Source organism: Scytonema hofmannii PCC 7110, from assembly GCF_000346485.2.
Taxonomy (GTDB): domain Bacteria; phylum Cyanobacteriota; class Cyanobacteriia; order Cyanobacteriales; family Nostocaceae; genus Scytonema; species Scytonema hofmannii.
Genome location: NZ_KQ976354.1, coordinates 11,167,640 through 11,183,180, shown reverse-complemented (window position 1 = coordinate 11,183,180; position 15,541 = coordinate 11,167,640). Strand labels below are relative to the sequence as shown.

Sequence of the window (15,541 nt, the reverse complement as noted above, 5' to 3'; positions counted from 1 at the left end):
CTCCTTTAAAGCAAGTTGCGATCGCAATAGTCGCTATCAGAACATTGGTAAACTTTTTCGCCCTGACTGTTGAGCAATTCATCTAGAAAACTAGTGATGGAACCACATCGAGCACAAGCACGGCGCTGACCTTTTTCATCGGTAAAATCTTCAACTCGGAAAGGAATATCTTTAAAGGAAAGAGGTTCAGCTTTTGTATAGGGTGGTACAGCATAAATTTTCTTTTCTCTTCCCGCACCAAAGAGATTTAAGCATTCAGATTGATGTAATTTTGGAACATCAAAACGAGGTATGGGTGAGGGGTCAATTGTATAAAATCCATTGATACGGGTAGGATAGCGATGAGAGATAGTAATTTCAGAAAATTTAACCATATCTTCATATAACTTGACCCACAAACGTGAGTAATCTCCTTCACCATGCATGGTTTTGCGCTTTTCTTCGCTAGCCTCAACAACAACCAAAGGGTCAGGATAAGGAACTTGAAGAACTAAAATTTGCCCCTGCTTTAGGGGAATTTCAGGTATGCGATGGCGGCTTTGAATTAAAGTAGCTTCTTCCGTATGCTTGGTAAGTTTTATTCCCGGACTTGTTTTGGAAATAAATTCACGAATGTTAATAGCATTCACAGAATCATCGCTACCTTGATCTATGACTTTAAGGGTATCATCAACACCAATGAGAGAGAGAGTAATTTGCAATCCACCAGTGCCAAAACCCCTTGCAATTGGCATCTCACGGGAAGCATAAGGCACCTGATAACCTGGAATAGCCACAGCTTTAAGGAGAGCGCGGCGAATCTCTTTTTTAGCGTCTTCATCTAAAAAACCAAATTGATAGCGATAGGCATTATTTTGAATTGTAGAAGTCTCGTTTTTTGCTTCTGCAAATATGCTTTCTTTGGTTTCTATTTTTTCGTTTATTAAAGATTGCGTTCGTGTTTTCATGACTCGGGTTTATGGTTTTTCTGAGTGGTACGGAGCCTATCTAAATCAGATTGGAAGGTAACATAGTGGGGCATTTTGTAGTGGGAAGCAAAACCCATTGACTCAATGCCATCGATATGAAGAAGAACAAATTCGGGGTCTTCGGAGGGATTATCAGGACCTTGGCTCATGCCTTTTTGCAAAGCTCGGTCTAAAATCGCCATAGCGATCGCTTTGACTTCGTTATGTCCAAAACAAGCACCGTATCCCAATCCAAAGGTTGGTTTACCTTTGTTATCATTTGCCTCGTACATAGCAACGACTTCACACTCTGTTATAAGCACTTCTCCAGCTTCCATCAATTCACCTGTAGCGGGATGCGGTAATTCAACTGGTAGGTAACCAACTCGCAACTCAGCGACGGTGGGGTGAATATCGCCGTAGCCACGCATATTGGAATATGCGATGGATAAAATGGAACCAGTTTCCGCTCTTGCCATTGTAGATAGTGCTGCAGAACGTGGAACTGGGAAAATTAAGGGTTCTCTGGTGATGTCAAATGGTGGTTCGTGACGTTCTGTAATTGGTGATAACAGCCCTTCCTGACGTAAAGTATCTAACACTTTGGGAAATGTTGTTGGTAGGGTTTCCTCTGGTATGTCTTTCAGCCAATTTTTAGCTACTTTACGAAACTGTTTTGGTGATTCATCAAGCAGTTCAAATCGAAACAGACGCTGTAAGTAGTCTGATGTTGGTCCTAACATCTGTCCACCGGGAATATCTTTAAATGCGGCGGAAATGCGACGGATAAGACGCATATTTTTGCCGTTGTGGAGAGGGGTTTCCCCTACTCTGGGACGGGTGGAACGATAAGCTCTTAAGTAGAAGGCGGCTTCGAGGGTATCACCAGCACTTTGCTTGATGGCTAGTGAAGTTAATTCTGGGTGATACAAGCCTCCTTCTGATAAAACACGGCTGTGTAAAAAGTGTAGTTGATGGCGAATTGTTTCTAGAGATAGGGGAGATTCAGTGCTATCTTGTGTTCTTAAGAAGTCTAGTAGTTTAATGGCTTCTTCGATAGCAGATTCGCCGCCTTTGATTGCAACGTAACCCATAGTTGTTTTTGAACCGCAGATGAACGCTGATGGACGCTGATAAAAGAATGCAGGATACTTACTTTTTTCCCGCCCCAAGATTACTTATTTAAATGAACCGCAAAGACGCAAAGGACACGAAGAAAGAGGAGAAGAAGATCGGTAATTTTATAGAACCGAATGGAGTAGTGGCTGATTGTTCGCGTGCTCTCGCTTTTAGGGTGCGTTTGGAATTTGGATATGAGTTGTTCTTGGTATTGCTGTCACTTGTGTAGAATCGACTAAAAATACGTCTATTCCTAAAGGAAAGTTTTCTACCCAGTTCTGACGCTGTCTGAACCATTGAGGATGAAATCCATTGAGATGCAAGAGGCGGGTTGTTGGTATACCCGCGCCTGATAACTGTAGTGTTGTATTTCCTTCACTTAGTGCTGTTCCCTGAAGTATTAGGGTTGCTCCTTTTTCTGGGTTGGCTAATTCTCCTAAGTTGGGACAGAAATGTTTTTCAGGAGGATTTTTAGCATCTCTAATAACAAATTTTGCTGTTTCACTAGAGGTGGTAGGTGCTTGAAGAAGATTGCGATCGCTTTTTTTGACCAATTCTTCTTCGTCACTCCAAGTTACGCTTCTATCCAGCAGTGTTGCTAGTAGTCCTACTAGGGCTGAAGACTTACCTAAATGTTGGCTGATATCGGCAATTTCTCCTGGTAGACTCATGCAATTTAATAAATTACGAAAAATCTTTTGTTGGGTTTCTGGTGACCAAACAATATCAATGTTTATCATCATCGTCTTCCTGACTTAACAAGGAAAAATTAACTTTTGTTTTTACTAAAATTGTACTCCGTTGAGCTTCTTCTAAAGCGCGTTTTTCCATTCCTTTGTCTATTAAATCGGCCACTTTTTGCCATCCTGGTAGTTGGTGAGCTAACACTGCATCACATACTGCTAAAGCAACAGCTAATTCAGCAGAATCATTCATAACCCAAGCTGCGCCTTCAAAACTTTCATTGCTTGAGTTGGTGAGTTCTATCCATGCATTGGCTACAGGAATTTCTCCTAAATAGTATGGTTCGTGAAACACACCATCTTCCATTTGTAGCAAGCTGAGACCAGTTTGTGGTAAAGATTTATAATTGACTTCCCATTGGGCAATTAAATCTTCTGCTAGAGATTGTAGTTTATGAGATGAATGAGCAGTTAAAGCTCTTACCCAGAGACAGCGTGAAGGAATTCTCATGAGAGTTTTTTCCTGAGGAAACCAGAAATGTAATCAATAATGATGATAGAGATGAGAATAATTGCAATAATTGCTGCAGCTTGGTCATATTGAAAGAAGCGCAAATTGGCGTTTAACTCCAAACCAATACCTCCGGCTCCTACTAATCCTAATACAGTTGCAACTCTGACATTGCGATCGAAAATATAGAGTGTATAACCAATGACCTCTTGAACAATGGAAGGCCAAGCAGCAAACATCACAAGTTGGAGAAAGTTAGCGCCGGTTGCATTAACTGCTTCATAAATTCCCGGTTCAACTCGTTCCATACTCTCTGAAAAGAACTTAGACAAAAACCCTGCTGTATGAAAACCTAAGGCTAACACTCCAGGTAAGGGACCAAGCCCTAAAGCAGCTACAAAGATGAGTGCTAAAACGAGATCGGGCAATGCTAGTAAAAAGATGAGTAACTCGCGTACAATTCTATAAAGAACACGATGTGGGGAAATATTTTTAGCTGCAAATGGGGTTAGGAAAAAGCTGATAATAAAGGCTAAAACTGTTCCCCAAAGTGCTATTGCCAATGTTTGTCCCATCAATCCTAGATACTTGCCAATGTCACTAAAGTTTGGTGTACTGTACCTTCCTAAGTACTCGATAATATCACCGAAACTCCAAAATAAAGTTTCAAATGAAATTTCAAGGTGGAAAATGACTAATCCGACAAGAATTAAAAACAGCCCTAACCAGAAAGGAACTAAATTGGCAGGTTTTTTAGGAAGTGTAGGGAGTTGAGACTGATTCAGTAACATCTTTAAATCACCCGCGAACGTAATTGGTTAGATACTCTATCCAGTACTGTGACAGCTAAATAAATCGCCAGCACAATCATCATGAGTTGACTGTAGTTAAACAAGCGAATAGATGTCACAAGTTCATAACCGATTCCACCAGCACCTACCAAACCAACAATCGTTGCTGTTCGAAGATTGTGATCGAGAATGTAGAGAACTGTACCAATGATATCTGGAAATGCTTGAGGAAGCATTGCGAAGTTTATCAATTGCAACCAACTAGCACCTGTGGCGGTAATTCCCTCAACTGCTTTACTATCTACCACCTCTATACTTTCAGCAAAAAACTTTGCCATAAAGCCAGTGGTTACAAAACTGAGCGCCATCACGCCTGGTAAAGCACCTAAGCCTACTGCAGAAACGAATACGAGCGCCCATACAACTTCTGGTAAAGCACGCATTATCGAAAGAAGGTTGCGGCTAAAGTGGTAAACAATAGGATGGGGAGTACTGTTGCGAGCAGCAAGTACCCCAAGAGGTAGGCTGAGAAGAAGGGCAAAAGTTGTACTTAGAAAAGCAATTTCTATGGTTTCCAACATTTTTACCCCAAGAGTTGGGAGATAATCCCAGTTGGGAAGAGCAAATAACTGTCTTGCAAACTCAAACAGTCTTCCTGTCGATTGAATGATACGAACTAAATCCACTTCCACTAATGCAGCAGTACTGCCAAGAGCAAGCAAGATTGTTAATAGCAAAGCAATCAGTGCAAGTGGAGGCAAACCATCACGACTTGGCCAATGCCATTTCCATGTTAAACTTCTCATCTAAGCTTCCATCCGCACGACGATAAATAGTTTCGAGAATTTCTTGTTTGTGAAAGAGTTCACAGGCTGTACCATCAAAAACGACTTGACCGCTATTGATACCAATAATGCGTTCAGCAAACTGTATTGCTAACCCAACTTGGTGCAAACTAGCCACCACAGTCACGCCATCACTTTTGCAAATTTCTCTCAACAAGTGCATGATTTCTTCAGTCGTGACGGGGTCAAGACTGGCAACGGGTTCGTCTGCTAGGATAACTTCAGGTTGCTGCGCTAGAACACGAGCGATCGCCACCCGTTGTTGCTGACCTCCAGATAGTTTGCTGGCGCGGTTCCAAGCTTTATCTGTCAAATTCACCCGTGTTAACGCCCAGTGAGCGAGTTCATAATCTTTTTTGGGAAAGAGATACAAAAGGCTTTCCCACCAAGAACGGTGATATAACCTTCCGGTAAGAACGTTCGTCATTACATTTAAACGGCTTACCAGATTAAAGTGTTGGAAGACCATACCAACCTTAGCACGGAGGCGGCGGCGATTTTCTTTCGTCAGTTGACGATTGGCAATAAAAATTTCACCACTGCTAAGAGTTTCTAAGCCATTGATTAAACGCAAAAGAGTAGACTTACCAGCACCTGAAGGTCCAAGAATGACTGTGAATTCGCCCGGATTGATTGTCAGAGTTGTGGCATGTAGAGCTTGAAATCCATTTTCGTAGCGTTTGCTGACTTGATTGAGTTGTATCAAACACATAATTGGTTAGTGGTTGGTTGTTAGTGGTTGGTTGTTAGTGGTTGGTTGTTAGTGGTTAGTAGATTGGTCACTGGTCACTGGTCACTGGTCACTGGTTAGTTGTTGGTAGTAGTTAATTGCTAGAACCCTATTAACAACTAACAACTAACAACTAACAACTAACAACTAACAACTAACTACTTGAGCATCTGTTCGCGTCTGAGTCCTAACTGCTTGACCATATCCCGAATTGACTGATATTTAGGCGGAGTTACTGCATCGTAACGCAGAAGATCTCCGTAACCTGTTACCTTGATTTCTTTGTGGGCGTTTAAAATAGCGTCCCGAACTTTTTGTTTGATAGCTGCATCCAAATCGTTCCGGTAAGTGAGGGGAGAACCAGGTAGGGGGTCAGAAGTCAGTAGAACTCGATTGCTTTGTTTGGTAATTAAACCTTGAGAAAGCATCTTTTCGTAGGTAATGTCATTGTCAGCTGCTGCATCTACTGTCTTGTTTTTCACTGCTAGTTCGGCTGCATCATGAGAACCAGCGTAAGTCAGCTTACCGAAAAATTCTTGAGGTAGTTTACCTGTAGTTTTCTTGACGATAAAACTGGGTACAAGTGCTCCAGAAGTAGAAGCGGGATCGACAAAAGCAACATTCTTACCTTTTAAATCTTGCAAAGATTTGACAGGAGAGTCACCGGGAACAACAAAGATACTGCGATATGTGGATTGCCCATTTTTACGAACGCCTACAGCAAAGGCTTCTGCTCCTGCTTCTTGCTCAGCAAGCACGTAAGAGAGAGGACCAAACCAAGCAATGTCTACTCGATCTCTTCTCATGGCTTCAATCACGCCAGCATAATCAGTTGCTGTGAAAACTTTGACAGGGCGACCGAGTTTCTTTTCTAGGTAAGCCCGCATCGGCTCAAATTTCTGGGTCATTTCTTGGTTATTTTCCGCAGGAATTAATCCCATGACAATTGGACGGTTTTGAGCTGAAGCGACTGGTAGGTTAAATTGTCCCTGTAGTAAAGTATTGATTCCTTGAGGGTTGACTTGGCTGCTAACTGCTATAATAGAGACCACAGATGCGATAAGCCGGGTACGGCTTGCGCTAAGAGCGATCGCAGTAAAAAACTTTTGGTGAGACATAGCGCAAAACTCCTCCTCAAATTAAGAATGAGTGATATCGAAGTATAAGATTATCTAGCTAAAATGGTTATAGTTAGAAGTTTTTAGCTTATGAGGTTAGTTGCCTTATCAGGTTGGAATCCTTGAGAACTCTTAACCTCGATTCATCTTAATGACAATCTACGCTTTCTTTTTTAAATCCAAAGGAGCTGTTATATTAAAAGTTACTTATGAGGCAACCTATACAAGTAACTCGACTTGTATAGGTTGCCTTACGCGAACGAAAAAATACGCCGTATTTGGGTTGCAATAGACCCCTGTAGCATAGGGGTAGTATATACATACAAATTGCACATTGCCTCTTACAGCCATTTTCAGGTTAATAGATCGCAAATGTAGGGGCGCAAGGCATTGCGCCCCTACATCCGTGGTTCATTTAGGTGAAAACTTCATAAAAACTTTAAACAAAAGCTGCCTCTTCTTTAGATACTCTACATAGTAAAAGCAACATTTGCGTAAAAGAGAATACAAAGTTTATTGGAGGATTTGTGATGAAAACGTGTAAAACTTTTGCACTGTTTGCAGTTTGTGCCATATCAACATTCAGCGTTCCTGCCTTGAGCCTACATCAAGTAGCGGCTGAACAGGTTGATACCCATACTTACCAGGCTAATTCCCGCAAGTTCGCTGGTACATATCTGATAACTGTATCCACATCTAGTGGTGAATTTGCATCCCGCTCAATTATCACGTTTACACAAGATGGTAACTTCTTTGTTGTTGACTCCAACCAAGGGGGTGTTCCAGGTCAATTCAATCCTTTCAGCGATTCACAAGGTAGTTGGAAATATACTGACAAGCAAGAGATTACTGCAACGACACTTAATTTCAGTTATCCAGGAAGTTCTGGTTCCGCCAGCATTGCTCGACAAAATTATCGCGTGACTTTCAATCCTCAAACTAAAGCATTGCAAGGGGACATCACGCTTCGTTTTTACGATTTAAAGGCAAATCCTCTAGAAACTGATGCTCCAGTTGTAGGGACGTTTACTTTCACAGGACAGCGAGTCAACGCTAAGTAGATTATCGTAAGAATTAGTTTACCCATAAAAATTAATGTGGTAGACCACTAGGGGAAATTTTTCCTAACCCTTACCGAAAAATCAGCGCTCGTACCGTGTTACATATACTGCAATTGGTATAGTGGGCGGGACGGGCGTTTGTTTACAGAATGAGCGATCGCGTCTGGGGAAAGATAGACTTTTCTAAAATTCAATTACTTATTAACTATAATTTAACCTTTAATTAACTAAGAAATCTTAAATACATAATTTAATTTTAAATATATTGGCAATTGTTTTAAACAATAAAATACCAAATCCTAAATTGATAAAAATTTTAGAATTTTTATATAAATAAAGATTTAATTTATTGTCAAAAATCAGCTTTGTGATTTAATATCTGTCTTAAAAAGATATTTGCTCATAGATCTGATGACAGGGAACCATCTGTTATTCTTTTGAATAACCAAGGAATTACCTGATTAACTCAAGTTCTTGAAATAATGTATGGCTCTGTAGTTTGCTACTTTCACAGTGTAGTCAAAGACATACTGACTTTGCTAGTGTTACTTTTAATTAGTTAAAGTTTAGGAGGTGAAATCAGATTATTCAACTAGAGGTTACAAGCAACAGTTTGATTATTGAAGCGGAGTAAGTTGATTTATGAAGCCTACAAAGCAACAGGAAAAAGGGAATTCTCTCTATAACCAAATAGCCCAGAAACTAATTGCAGATATAGAGAGTGGGGTTTATTGTCCGGGCGATCGCATACCTTCGGAGAATGAACTAGCAGCCCAATATGGTGTCCATCGATTGACTGCACGGATGGCAATCACAACTCTAGTAGAGAAAGATTTAGTGTATAGAATACAAGGGCGCGGTGCTTTTGTAAAAGAAGAAAAAATTGATTATTGTCTGAACTTAAATACTAATTTTACTCAAGCTTTGTTTAACTTAGGCTATCTTCCCTGCATCCGAATTGTAAGTAGTAAAGTTCTAACTGCTGGTGAACAACTTGCTAATTTACTAGAGACTCAAATAGGAACTTCTGTGTTTCGAGTTAAAGTTCTGCGTGCAGCATCACCGACAATGACAGAGAATACAAATACCGAGCCTGCTGTACCGGAGATGTTGCCATTGTGTATTAGTGATTCCTATTTACTTTTGGAAAAATTTCCCAATCTACCTATACTCATATACAAATCCCACTCTTTGTACAGCTTACTGCGAAATCATTATGGCACTCATCCGCGTCGTATTCGTACTCAGGTAGAAACGGAAGCAGCCTATAAAGAAGAAGCAAAACTGCTAAAGATTTCTCCTGGTTCACCAATACTGACAACAAAAAGCCAAGTTTGTGACCAACACAATCAATTGTTCGAGTATACAGTCAGTCGTTTTCGTGGCGATCGCTTTTCCCTAGGTATTTCTTACTGAACAATCAAGATGTTGTGTGATATCGTATTTTGTCCAGTCAATCAGATACTAGAATAAATATACAAGTCATATGACTTGTATGAAAGTGCTCATAAGTAGTTCTTTATAAAACGGCTTCTAAAGACTTAACACACACCCTATAAATTAAGAACTAAACCTGTTGAAAAATTTACAGCTTTAGTTTGTTAAGGTGTGAGAATAAAACAATGTTAATCATCCTCTGGAATAACTTACAAGTATGGTCAGCCGCCTTGGGCATCATCTTGTTACTAACGAATGGTATTGTGTCTGCCAAGGCATCTGCAGCTGGCATTGATAATTTGGAAGACGCCATCGTGCAAGCAAATGTGTCAACAGGCATACAGCTAGCTCAAACTTCTGTAATGGATATGACTACTGTTCAAGAAACTAGTGAAGTTTTAGAGCAAGTTAATCAGTACAGTAACCAAGGAAAGAAAAATTCTCAGTCTCAAGTCACATCAGTTTCTCAGTTCTCTGATGTACAACCAACTGATTGGGCATTCCAAGCATTGCAGTCTTTAGTTGAACGCTATGGTTGTATTGCTGGTTATCCCAATGAAACTTATCGTGGTAACCGTGCTTTGACCCGTTATGAGTTTGCAGCTGGTTTAAATGCTTGTCTGGATAGGGTTAACGAACTGATTGCAACAGCAACAGCTGAATTAGTCAGAAAAGAAGACTTAGCAACCTTGCAGCGATTACAGGAAGAATTTGCTGCTGAACTAGCAACTCTACGGGGTCGAGTAGATGCGTTAGAAGCACGAACTGCTGAATTGGAAGCCAATCAGTTTTCCGCTACCACTAAACTCGTTGGTGAAGTCATCTTTACTGTTGCTGATGTTTTTGGTGATGAAAGGGCTGTTCCTTCTGGTAATACTGCTTCCAATCCTGACTTAGACCTCAACACTATCTTCTCCGATCGGGTACGCTTGAACTTGCTAACTAGTTTCACTGGTAAAGATCGGCTGCAAACCCGTCTGCAAGCCCGAAATATTACTCCATTTAATACCGGAGTAACAGGTACCAATATGACCCGATTGGGGTATGACGGGAATGATGATAACAACGATGTCTTCCTCCAAAAATTGGAATATCGTTTCCCCTTGACGTCGCAGGCGGTTGTCTATGTGTCAGCAGTTGGAGGTGAGTTCAATGACAATATGTTTAACTTCAATCCGGGCTTCGATCCAAGTGGTAGTGGTGCGCTCTCCCGATTCGGGCGCTTCAGTCCCATCTACCGTCAAAGTGCTGAAGGTACAGGAGCTACTTTAACCTATAACTTTAGTAAGCCACTTGCTATATCTTTGGGCTATATGACGAACCCTAGAGTCGCCAATAACCCAAATGATAAGTTTGGACTCTACGATGGTTCTTATGCAGCTTTAGCTCAGTTAGCGTTTCGACCTAATGATGTGATTAACTTAGGTTTCACCTATGTGCATTCCTACTATAATCCTGCAGGCGGTGTCCAAGTTTCAGGTACAACTGGTAGCATCTTTGCCAATCAACCCTTCGGTAACATTGCAACTTCTGCCAATCACTATGGATTCCAAACCAATTTACGGTTCAGCCCTAGCATATCCCTATCTGGTTGGGCTGGTTACACGACTGCGATCGCTGAAGATGGTGGAAGCGCTGCAATCACAAAAGGAGATAGTGCTAAGATTTGGAACTGGGCAGTAACTTTAGGTTTGTTTGATGTGGGATCAAAAGGAAGCCTACTAGGTTTTGTATTCGGTATGCCGCCTAAAGTAACAGATAACGATATCAGTACTCGTGAAGATCGAGATACCTCATACCATCTGGAAGCTTTCTATCGCTTCAAGATGACTGACAATCTCGCCATCACTCCTGGGGCATTTATCATTTTTAATCCAGAACATAATAGTAACAATGACAACATTTATGTAGGCTCTGTCCGGGCAACATTCACTTTCTAGAGCATTAACAGTAACCAGTAACCAGTGACCAGTGACCAGTGACCAGTGAATCCCCAGACTTAAAAGTAGGGGATTTGAATAATGAACAATTTATTTTTTTCATAAATAAATTTAGGGTTTTGTACTGTATACCTAACTGGTCAAATTAGTTAAATCCATCACTTTTACGTATATAGGACTTACGCATAGCCCCCCTTTTTAAGGGGGGTTGGGGGGATCTGCAATGTCTAGAATCCCGGAAAGTAGGTTAAATTTGCCTAATTTCTGGTATAAAAAATGAAGACAGGATAATTGTATGAAATTTGGTATTGCCATGATTCCTGATATTGAGATGATTGAATCTCTTGTGGAATTACAAAAAAAAACTCTGCGAATTTGTCCACTTAGTCCTCTATTAGAAACCAAGCAAAATATTCCTCACATCACACTTCTTCAAGGGCGGTTTAGAAATCAGATTAATTGGATGAGCTTAGTTTTAGAATTGCGAAATTATTGCCACAGACAAAAGTACTCTTTAGAACTTAAAGACGTTGAATTAGAATACAAGCCATCGGGTTGGTATTTTCTAAAATTCCCTCATAATTATATGTTTCATGGTGCTCATAGATTTGTTTTTGAAGAACTTAAAGATTCGTTATTTCTTACGGAAGAAGATAAGCAAAAAAATACTTCTCACTATAGTTATTTAGAAAAAATCAATTATCTTAGCTATGGATATCGTTATATTGGAGATGCGTTTCAACCTCATATTACATTAGGTAGGACTTTTGATAATAGGCGGATGAATGATGAAGCAGCTTTGACTCATTTAGTAAAATCATTGTCTTCAAACCTTATAGGCACAATTCATAAAATTACAATTTATGAGGTGGGTGAGAATGGCAGTCATGCCGCCACTTTACACTATGTAAATATGTGAAATTAAGCCTACCTTCCGCACCCTAAAGTGTCACACTACGAATTTTGAACGTTTGAGGATTTGGGGTTAGCGATCGCCATCGCTATTTTCCTCTGTTTGTAAAAAATATAGCCTTTATAGTTAGTAAAAATCCGAAAAAACCGATTATGACAGTAGGGGGTGCGGAAGGGGGGTTAAGGATAAAGATGAAAAATGAAGAAGGATAAAGGATAAAAAAATTTATATTTCATTTTTCATCCTTCAGTTGATCTAACTCCTATTGACAATAAAAATATTTCGATTTCGGTTCCCGATTCGTTCATAAATGAACTTATCAACACTACGAATAGCAAGGTATACACCTAAGCCGCCTATTTGCCGATTTTCTAAAGGCTTATCAAGATTGTCAGGAGTATCTGTTTGCGTGGAGTCATAAGGTAAACCAGTATCTTCCATACAGATAATTAGATGTTGTTCGGTAACTTCTGCTTGTAAATCTAGCACTCCTGCGCGACCTGCTTCTTGATAACCATAAATAATGATATTCGTGGCAATTTCATCTACTGCTAAGCGAAGTTTATAAGAAGCTTTTTTATCCAATCCAGCAGTACTTGCCACAGCCATAACGTACTTAGCGATCGCTGTTAACGAATCCAGAGAATCAGGCACAGTTAATTGTTCTATTAATTGTTCCATCATTGTTATTTTTATGCAAAAATGCTCCAATGGCTCTGCAATTGATTGCAGAGCGAATAGCGTCAGTCTGTTGTATCAAGCACCCCTCCTTAAAAAGTGGGGAAAAGGTGCTGGTTTACACATGTTGTATCTCAGTCTCGTTATATCCATCAAGCATCACCACACTATAATGGAAACCAGTGTGCTCAATAGTATCCTTTACCATTTCTTGAGCACCTACTATGTAAATATCAACCTTCGGTCCCATCTTTTGCTTTGCAAAGATCAGTACCCTTAAACCTGCACTAGACATATACTCTAAGTCTTGTACTAGCAAAACAAGACGTTTGACATTTTGCGTTGTGACTTCTTCTACCTTCTCCTTAAACACTGGTGCTGTATTTGCATCAAGTTCTCCAGAGAGAGTAATTGTAGCAATATCGTTGTTTGTTTCTAAACTGGCGTTAAAAGTCATAGTTCAATTTTGGATTGAGGGATTTTGGATTTTGGATTAAATCAGTAATCGGTTTGTCATTGACCCAATCGCCCAGAGAAAAAAGCTTCTTGCAGCATTAACTCACTGGTCACTGGTTACTGGTCACTGGTCACTGATATAAGGACTGCAACAGAGCGATCGCCTACGATCATTCCAGATTGATTTTCTAGTACTGGTTCTGTTCCTGGTTCCCAGATATCCTCTGGTGGAAGTGCTCCAGTGTTAGCAAATACGTGCCACTTCATCCCATCTCGCAAGCCTGGAATTTCAAACCAGTGTGTTTCCCAATGCATATTCATCGCTACATAAATGTAGTTATCTTGAACAGTACCTCCCTTAGCGTGCTTACCACAAAGCATGAAAGCGAGAGTCCGACTATGCTCAGACCAATCTGCATTCCAAGCTTGAGTGCCATGCCAAGTAATATCGGCGTAGCCGCTTCCCACATAGTCAATATTGCGAAAATGGTACCGATTTCTGAGAACTGGGTGAGCCATGCGGAAGGCAATGCAGTTTTTGACAAACCGAAATAAGTTGGCATTGAGTTCCAACAGATTCCAATCCAACCAGTTAAATTCGTTGTCGTGGCAATAGGTATTGTTATTACCGCACTGACTGCGCCCCATTTCATCCCCCATAAGAATCATGGGTACACCCTGACTGACTAGCAGCATGGCGATCGCATTTTTCATCTGCCTTTGACGCAAAGAAAGGATACCCCAATCCTCCGTCCATCCTTCAGCACCACAATTCCAACTGTCATTATCATTACAACCATCGTTGTTATATTCACCATTCGCCTCGTTGTGTTTCCCGTTATAAGAAACTAAATCAGCTAGAGTAAATCCATCGTGTGCTGTAATGAAATTAATAGATGTTGCTGGTCCCCGCCCAGCCTTAGCATACAAGTCTGGTGAACCTTGTAGCCGTTGTGCAAACTCTCCCACTTGACCGGGATCGCCTTTGAGGAATTTGCGAATACTATCACGGTACTTGCCATTCCACTCAGCCCAGCGACCAAAAGCAGGGAAACTACCAACTTGATAGAGACCACCCGCATCCCAAGCTTCAGCGATCAGTTTGCACTTAGCCAAAATCGGGTCAAAAGCAAGTAATTCCAGTAACGGAGGGTTAGTTAACGGTGCTCCCCAAGGGTCACGTCCTAAAATAGTGGCTAAATCAAAGCGGAAGCCATCAATGTGATATTCACTCGCCCAGTAGCGCAGACAATCAAGCACCATAGTGCGAACAATAGGATTATTGCAGTTGAGCGTGTTGCCAGTACCACTAAAGTTAAAGTAATACCCATCGGGAGTTAGCATATAGTACGTTTTATTGTCAATTCCTCGGAAAGAAATTGTATGACCGTACTCGTTACCTTCCCCTGTATGGTTAAAGACCACATCTAGTATGACTTCAATGCCATTTTTATGTAGTGCTTTGACAAGGGCTTTAAACTCATCAACCTGCATTCCCCATTTCCCAGAAGCTGCATAACCAGCCTTGGGAGCAAAGAAACCTACAGTGCTATAACCCCAGTAATTTAAAAGCAAGTCTCCAGTTTCTGGGTTAAGGCGACTGTTTTCAAACTCATCAAACTCATAAATAGGCATGAGTTCAATACAATTGACACCTAGCTCCTTTAGGTAAGGGATTTTTTCACGGATACCTGCAAAGGTTCCTAAATGCTTAATCTTAGAAGAAGCATGACGGGTAAAGCCACGCACATGCATCTCATAGATAACCAAATCTTCCGGTGGAATTTCTGCATAGCGATCGTCTTCCCAATCAAAGTCGTCAAAAGCGAGACGCGCACGATGTTGGTAGATATCACTCCAATCAGGAGAAGTTCCCCAGATATCGCGACCACCTATAATTTTAGCATAGGGGTCTAAGAGAATTTTGCTTTCATCAAACCAGTGACCTTCCTTCGGATTAAAAGGTCCATCCATGCGATAGCCGTATTCAATATTTTCGTAGTCTAAGTCGAATACAACCATACGAAAGACATTGCCAATGCGAAATTCATCAGGAAACGGAATTTCTGCATATGGCTCAAGTGCATGCTTTTTAAAAAGTACTAAAGTACAAGATTTAGCATAGCTAGAAAAAATTGAGAAATTCACACCTCCCGGTACAAGAGTAGCACCAAAAGGAAACGGTCGCCCACAGCGCAATTTGAAATTCTTATAGCTATGCGTTGGATGAATATCAATGCGTTCCATATGGATGATGCTAATTGTTAGTTGTTAGTTGTTAGTTGTTAGTTGTTGGTTGTTAGTTGTTGGTT

The 15,541-nt window shown here is 40.7% G+C and carries 15 protein-coding genes; 4 read left to right on the top strand and 11 right to left on the bottom strand.

Annotated elements, in window-relative coordinates; translation table 11 throughout:
• Window positions 1-5: 5 nt before the first annotated feature.
• The 8 genes from WA1_RS47065 to phnD form a co-directional block, all read right to left on the bottom strand.
• Window positions 6-947 carry an alpha-D-ribose 1-methylphosphonate 5-phosphate C-P-lyase PhnJ gene (locus WA1_RS47065; protein WP_017745033.1) on the bottom strand — a complete coding sequence of 314 codons (942 nt, stop codon included), beginning with the start codon at window positions 945-947 and terminating at the stop codon, window positions 6-8.
• Entirely contained in the window at window positions 944-2,041 is a 1,098-nt protein-coding gene (locus WA1_RS47060; RefSeq protein ID WP_017745032.1) for a carbon-phosphorus lyase complex subunit PhnI, read from the bottom strand. The genes WA1_RS47065 and WA1_RS47060 overlap by 4 nt, the downstream gene beginning before the upstream one ends.
• 195 nt (window positions 2,042-2,236) lie before the next feature.
• Entirely contained in the window at window positions 2,237-2,809 is a 573-nt protein-coding gene (phnH, locus tag WA1_RS47055) for a phosphonate C-P lyase system protein PhnH (RefSeq protein ID WP_201789177.1), read from the bottom strand.
• A complete protein-coding gene (gene phnG / locus WA1_RS47050; protein WP_017745030.1) occupies window positions 2,793-3,260 on the bottom strand; it encodes a phosphonate C-P lyase system protein PhnG in 468 nt (155 codons plus the stop codon). Before phnG ends, phnH begins: the two co-directional genes overlap by 17 nt.
• Window positions 3,257-4,051 (bottom strand): phosphonate ABC transporter, permease protein PhnE, encoded by a 795-nt coding sequence (phnE, locus tag WA1_RS47045; protein ID WP_017745029.1) that lies wholly within the window; start codon window positions 4,049-4,051, stop codon window positions 3,257-3,259. Before phnE (WA1_RS47045) ends, phnG begins: the two co-directional genes overlap by 4 nt.
• Window positions 4,052-4,053: 2 nt before the next feature.
• Window positions 4,054-4,857: a phosphonate ABC transporter, permease protein PhnE gene (phnE, locus tag WA1_RS47040; RefSeq protein WP_017745028.1), complete on the bottom strand. Its 804-nt coding sequence runs from the start codon at window positions 4,855-4,857 to the stop codon at window positions 4,054-4,056.
• Window positions 4,817-5,608, bottom strand: a complete 792-nt coding sequence (gene phnC, locus WA1_RS47035) for a phosphonate ABC transporter ATP-binding protein (protein ID WP_017745027.1) — start codon at window positions 5,606-5,608, stop codon at window positions 4,817-4,819. The genes phnE (WA1_RS47040) and phnC overlap by 41 nt, the downstream gene beginning before the upstream one ends.
• A 176-nt stretch (window positions 5,609-5,784) precedes the next feature.
• Window positions 5,785-6,744 (bottom strand): phosphonate ABC transporter substrate-binding protein, encoded by a 960-nt coding sequence (phnD, locus tag WA1_RS47030; protein ID WP_017745026.1) that lies wholly within the window; start codon window positions 6,742-6,744, stop codon window positions 5,785-5,787.
• Between the two features lie 530 nt (window positions 6,745-7,274).
• Between phnD and WA1_RS47025 the strand changes: the two genes are divergently transcribed.
• The 4 genes from WA1_RS47025 to WA1_RS47010 all read left to right on the top strand — a co-directional run bounded on the left by WA1_RS47025 (window position 7,275) and on the right by WA1_RS47010 (window position 12,101).
• Window positions 7,275-7,805: a hypothetical protein gene (locus WA1_RS47025; protein WP_017745025.1), complete on the top strand. Its 531-nt coding sequence runs from the start codon at window positions 7,275-7,277 to the stop codon at window positions 7,803-7,805.
• 642 nt (window positions 7,806-8,447) lie between these two features.
• Entirely contained in the window at window positions 8,448-9,221 is a 774-nt protein-coding gene (locus WA1_RS47020; RefSeq protein WP_017745024.1) for a GntR family transcriptional regulator, read from the top strand.
• Window positions 9,222-9,427: 206 nt separating this feature from the next.
• Complete coding sequence (locus WA1_RS47015; RefSeq protein WP_017745023.1) at window positions 9,428-11,182, top strand: iron uptake porin; 1,755 nt, start codon at window positions 9,428-9,430, stop codon at window positions 11,180-11,182.
• A 295-nt stretch (window positions 11,183-11,477) separates the two neighbouring features.
• A complete protein-coding gene (locus WA1_RS47010) occupies window positions 11,478-12,101 on the top strand; it encodes a hypothetical protein (RefSeq protein WP_017745022.1) in 624 nt (207 codons plus the stop codon).
• Window positions 12,102-12,350: 249 nt separating this feature from the next.
• Here the strand turns inward: WA1_RS47010 and WA1_RS47005 are convergent, their stop codons facing one another.
• The 3 genes from WA1_RS47005 to glgX form a co-directional block, all read right to left on the bottom strand.
• The gene (locus WA1_RS47005; RefSeq protein ID WP_272819373.1) at window positions 12,351-12,779 is read right to left on the bottom strand and encodes an ATP-binding protein; all 429 of its coding nucleotides are present in this window, start codon (window positions 12,777-12,779) and stop codon (window positions 12,351-12,353) included.
• A gap of 112 nt (window positions 12,780-12,891) precedes the next feature.
• On the bottom strand, window positions 12,892-13,230 hold the full coding sequence (locus WA1_RS47000; protein ID WP_017745020.1) for an anti-sigma factor antagonist: 339 nt from the start codon (window positions 13,228-13,230) through the stop codon (window positions 12,892-12,894).
• 116 nt (window positions 13,231-13,346) lie between these two features.
• Window positions 13,347-15,476 (bottom strand): glycogen debranching protein GlgX, encoded by a 2,130-nt coding sequence (glgX, locus tag WA1_RS46995; RefSeq protein ID WP_017745019.1) that lies wholly within the window; start codon window positions 15,474-15,476, stop codon window positions 13,347-13,349.
• Between the last annotated feature and the right edge of the window lie 65 nt (window positions 15,477-15,541).

Bases quoted from the DNA above. Each gene is read 5' to 3' on its own strand.
- WA1_RS47065 (WP_017745033.1), bottom strand. From the start codon at position 947: ATGAAAACACGAACGCAATCTTTAATAAACGAAAAAATAGAAACCAAA.
- WA1_RS47060 (WP_017745032.1), bottom strand. From the start codon at position 2,041: ATGGGTTACGTTGCAATCAAAGGCGGCGAATCTGCTATCGAAGAAGCC.
- phnH (WP_201789177.1), bottom strand. From the start codon at position 2,809: ATGATGATAAACATTGATATTGTTTGGTCACCAGAAACCCAACAAAAG.
- phnG (WP_017745030.1), bottom strand. From the start codon at position 3,260: ATGAGAATTCCTTCACGCTGTCTCTGGGTAAGAGCTTTAACTGCTCAT.
- phnE (WP_017745029.1), bottom strand. From the start codon at position 4,051: ATGTTACTGAATCAGTCTCAACTCCCTACACTTCCTAAAAAACCTGCC.
- phnE (WP_017745028.1), bottom strand. From the start codon at position 4,857: ATGAGAAGTTTAACATGGAAATGGCATTGGCCAAGTCGTGATGGTTTG.
- phnC (WP_017745027.1), bottom strand. From the start codon at position 5,608: ATGTGTTTGATACAACTCAATCAAGTCAGCAAACGCTACGAAAATGGA.
- phnD (WP_017745026.1), bottom strand. From the start codon at position 6,744: ATGTCTCACCAAAAGTTTTTTACTGCGATCGCTCTTAGCGCAAGCCGT.
- WA1_RS47025 (WP_017745025.1), top strand. From the start codon at position 7,275: ATGAAAACGTGTAAAACTTTTGCACTGTTTGCAGTTTGTGCCATATCA.
- WA1_RS47020 (WP_017745024.1), top strand. From the start codon at position 8,448: ATGAAGCCTACAAAGCAACAGGAAAAAGGGAATTCTCTCTATAACCAA.
- WA1_RS47015 (WP_017745023.1), top strand. From the start codon at position 9,428: ATGTTAATCATCCTCTGGAATAACTTACAAGTATGGTCAGCCGCCTTG.
- WA1_RS47010 (WP_017745022.1), top strand. From the start codon at position 11,478: ATGAAATTTGGTATTGCCATGATTCCTGATATTGAGATGATTGAATCT.
- WA1_RS47005 (WP_272819373.1), bottom strand. From the start codon at position 12,779: ATGATGGAACAATTAATAGAACAATTAACTGTGCCTGATTCTCTGGAT.
- WA1_RS47000 (WP_017745020.1), bottom strand. From the start codon at position 13,230: ATGACTTTTAACGCCAGTTTAGAAACAAACAACGATATTGCTACAATT.
- glgX (WP_017745019.1), bottom strand. From the start codon at position 15,476: ATGGAACGCATTGATATTCATCCAACGCATAGCTATAAGAATTTCAAA.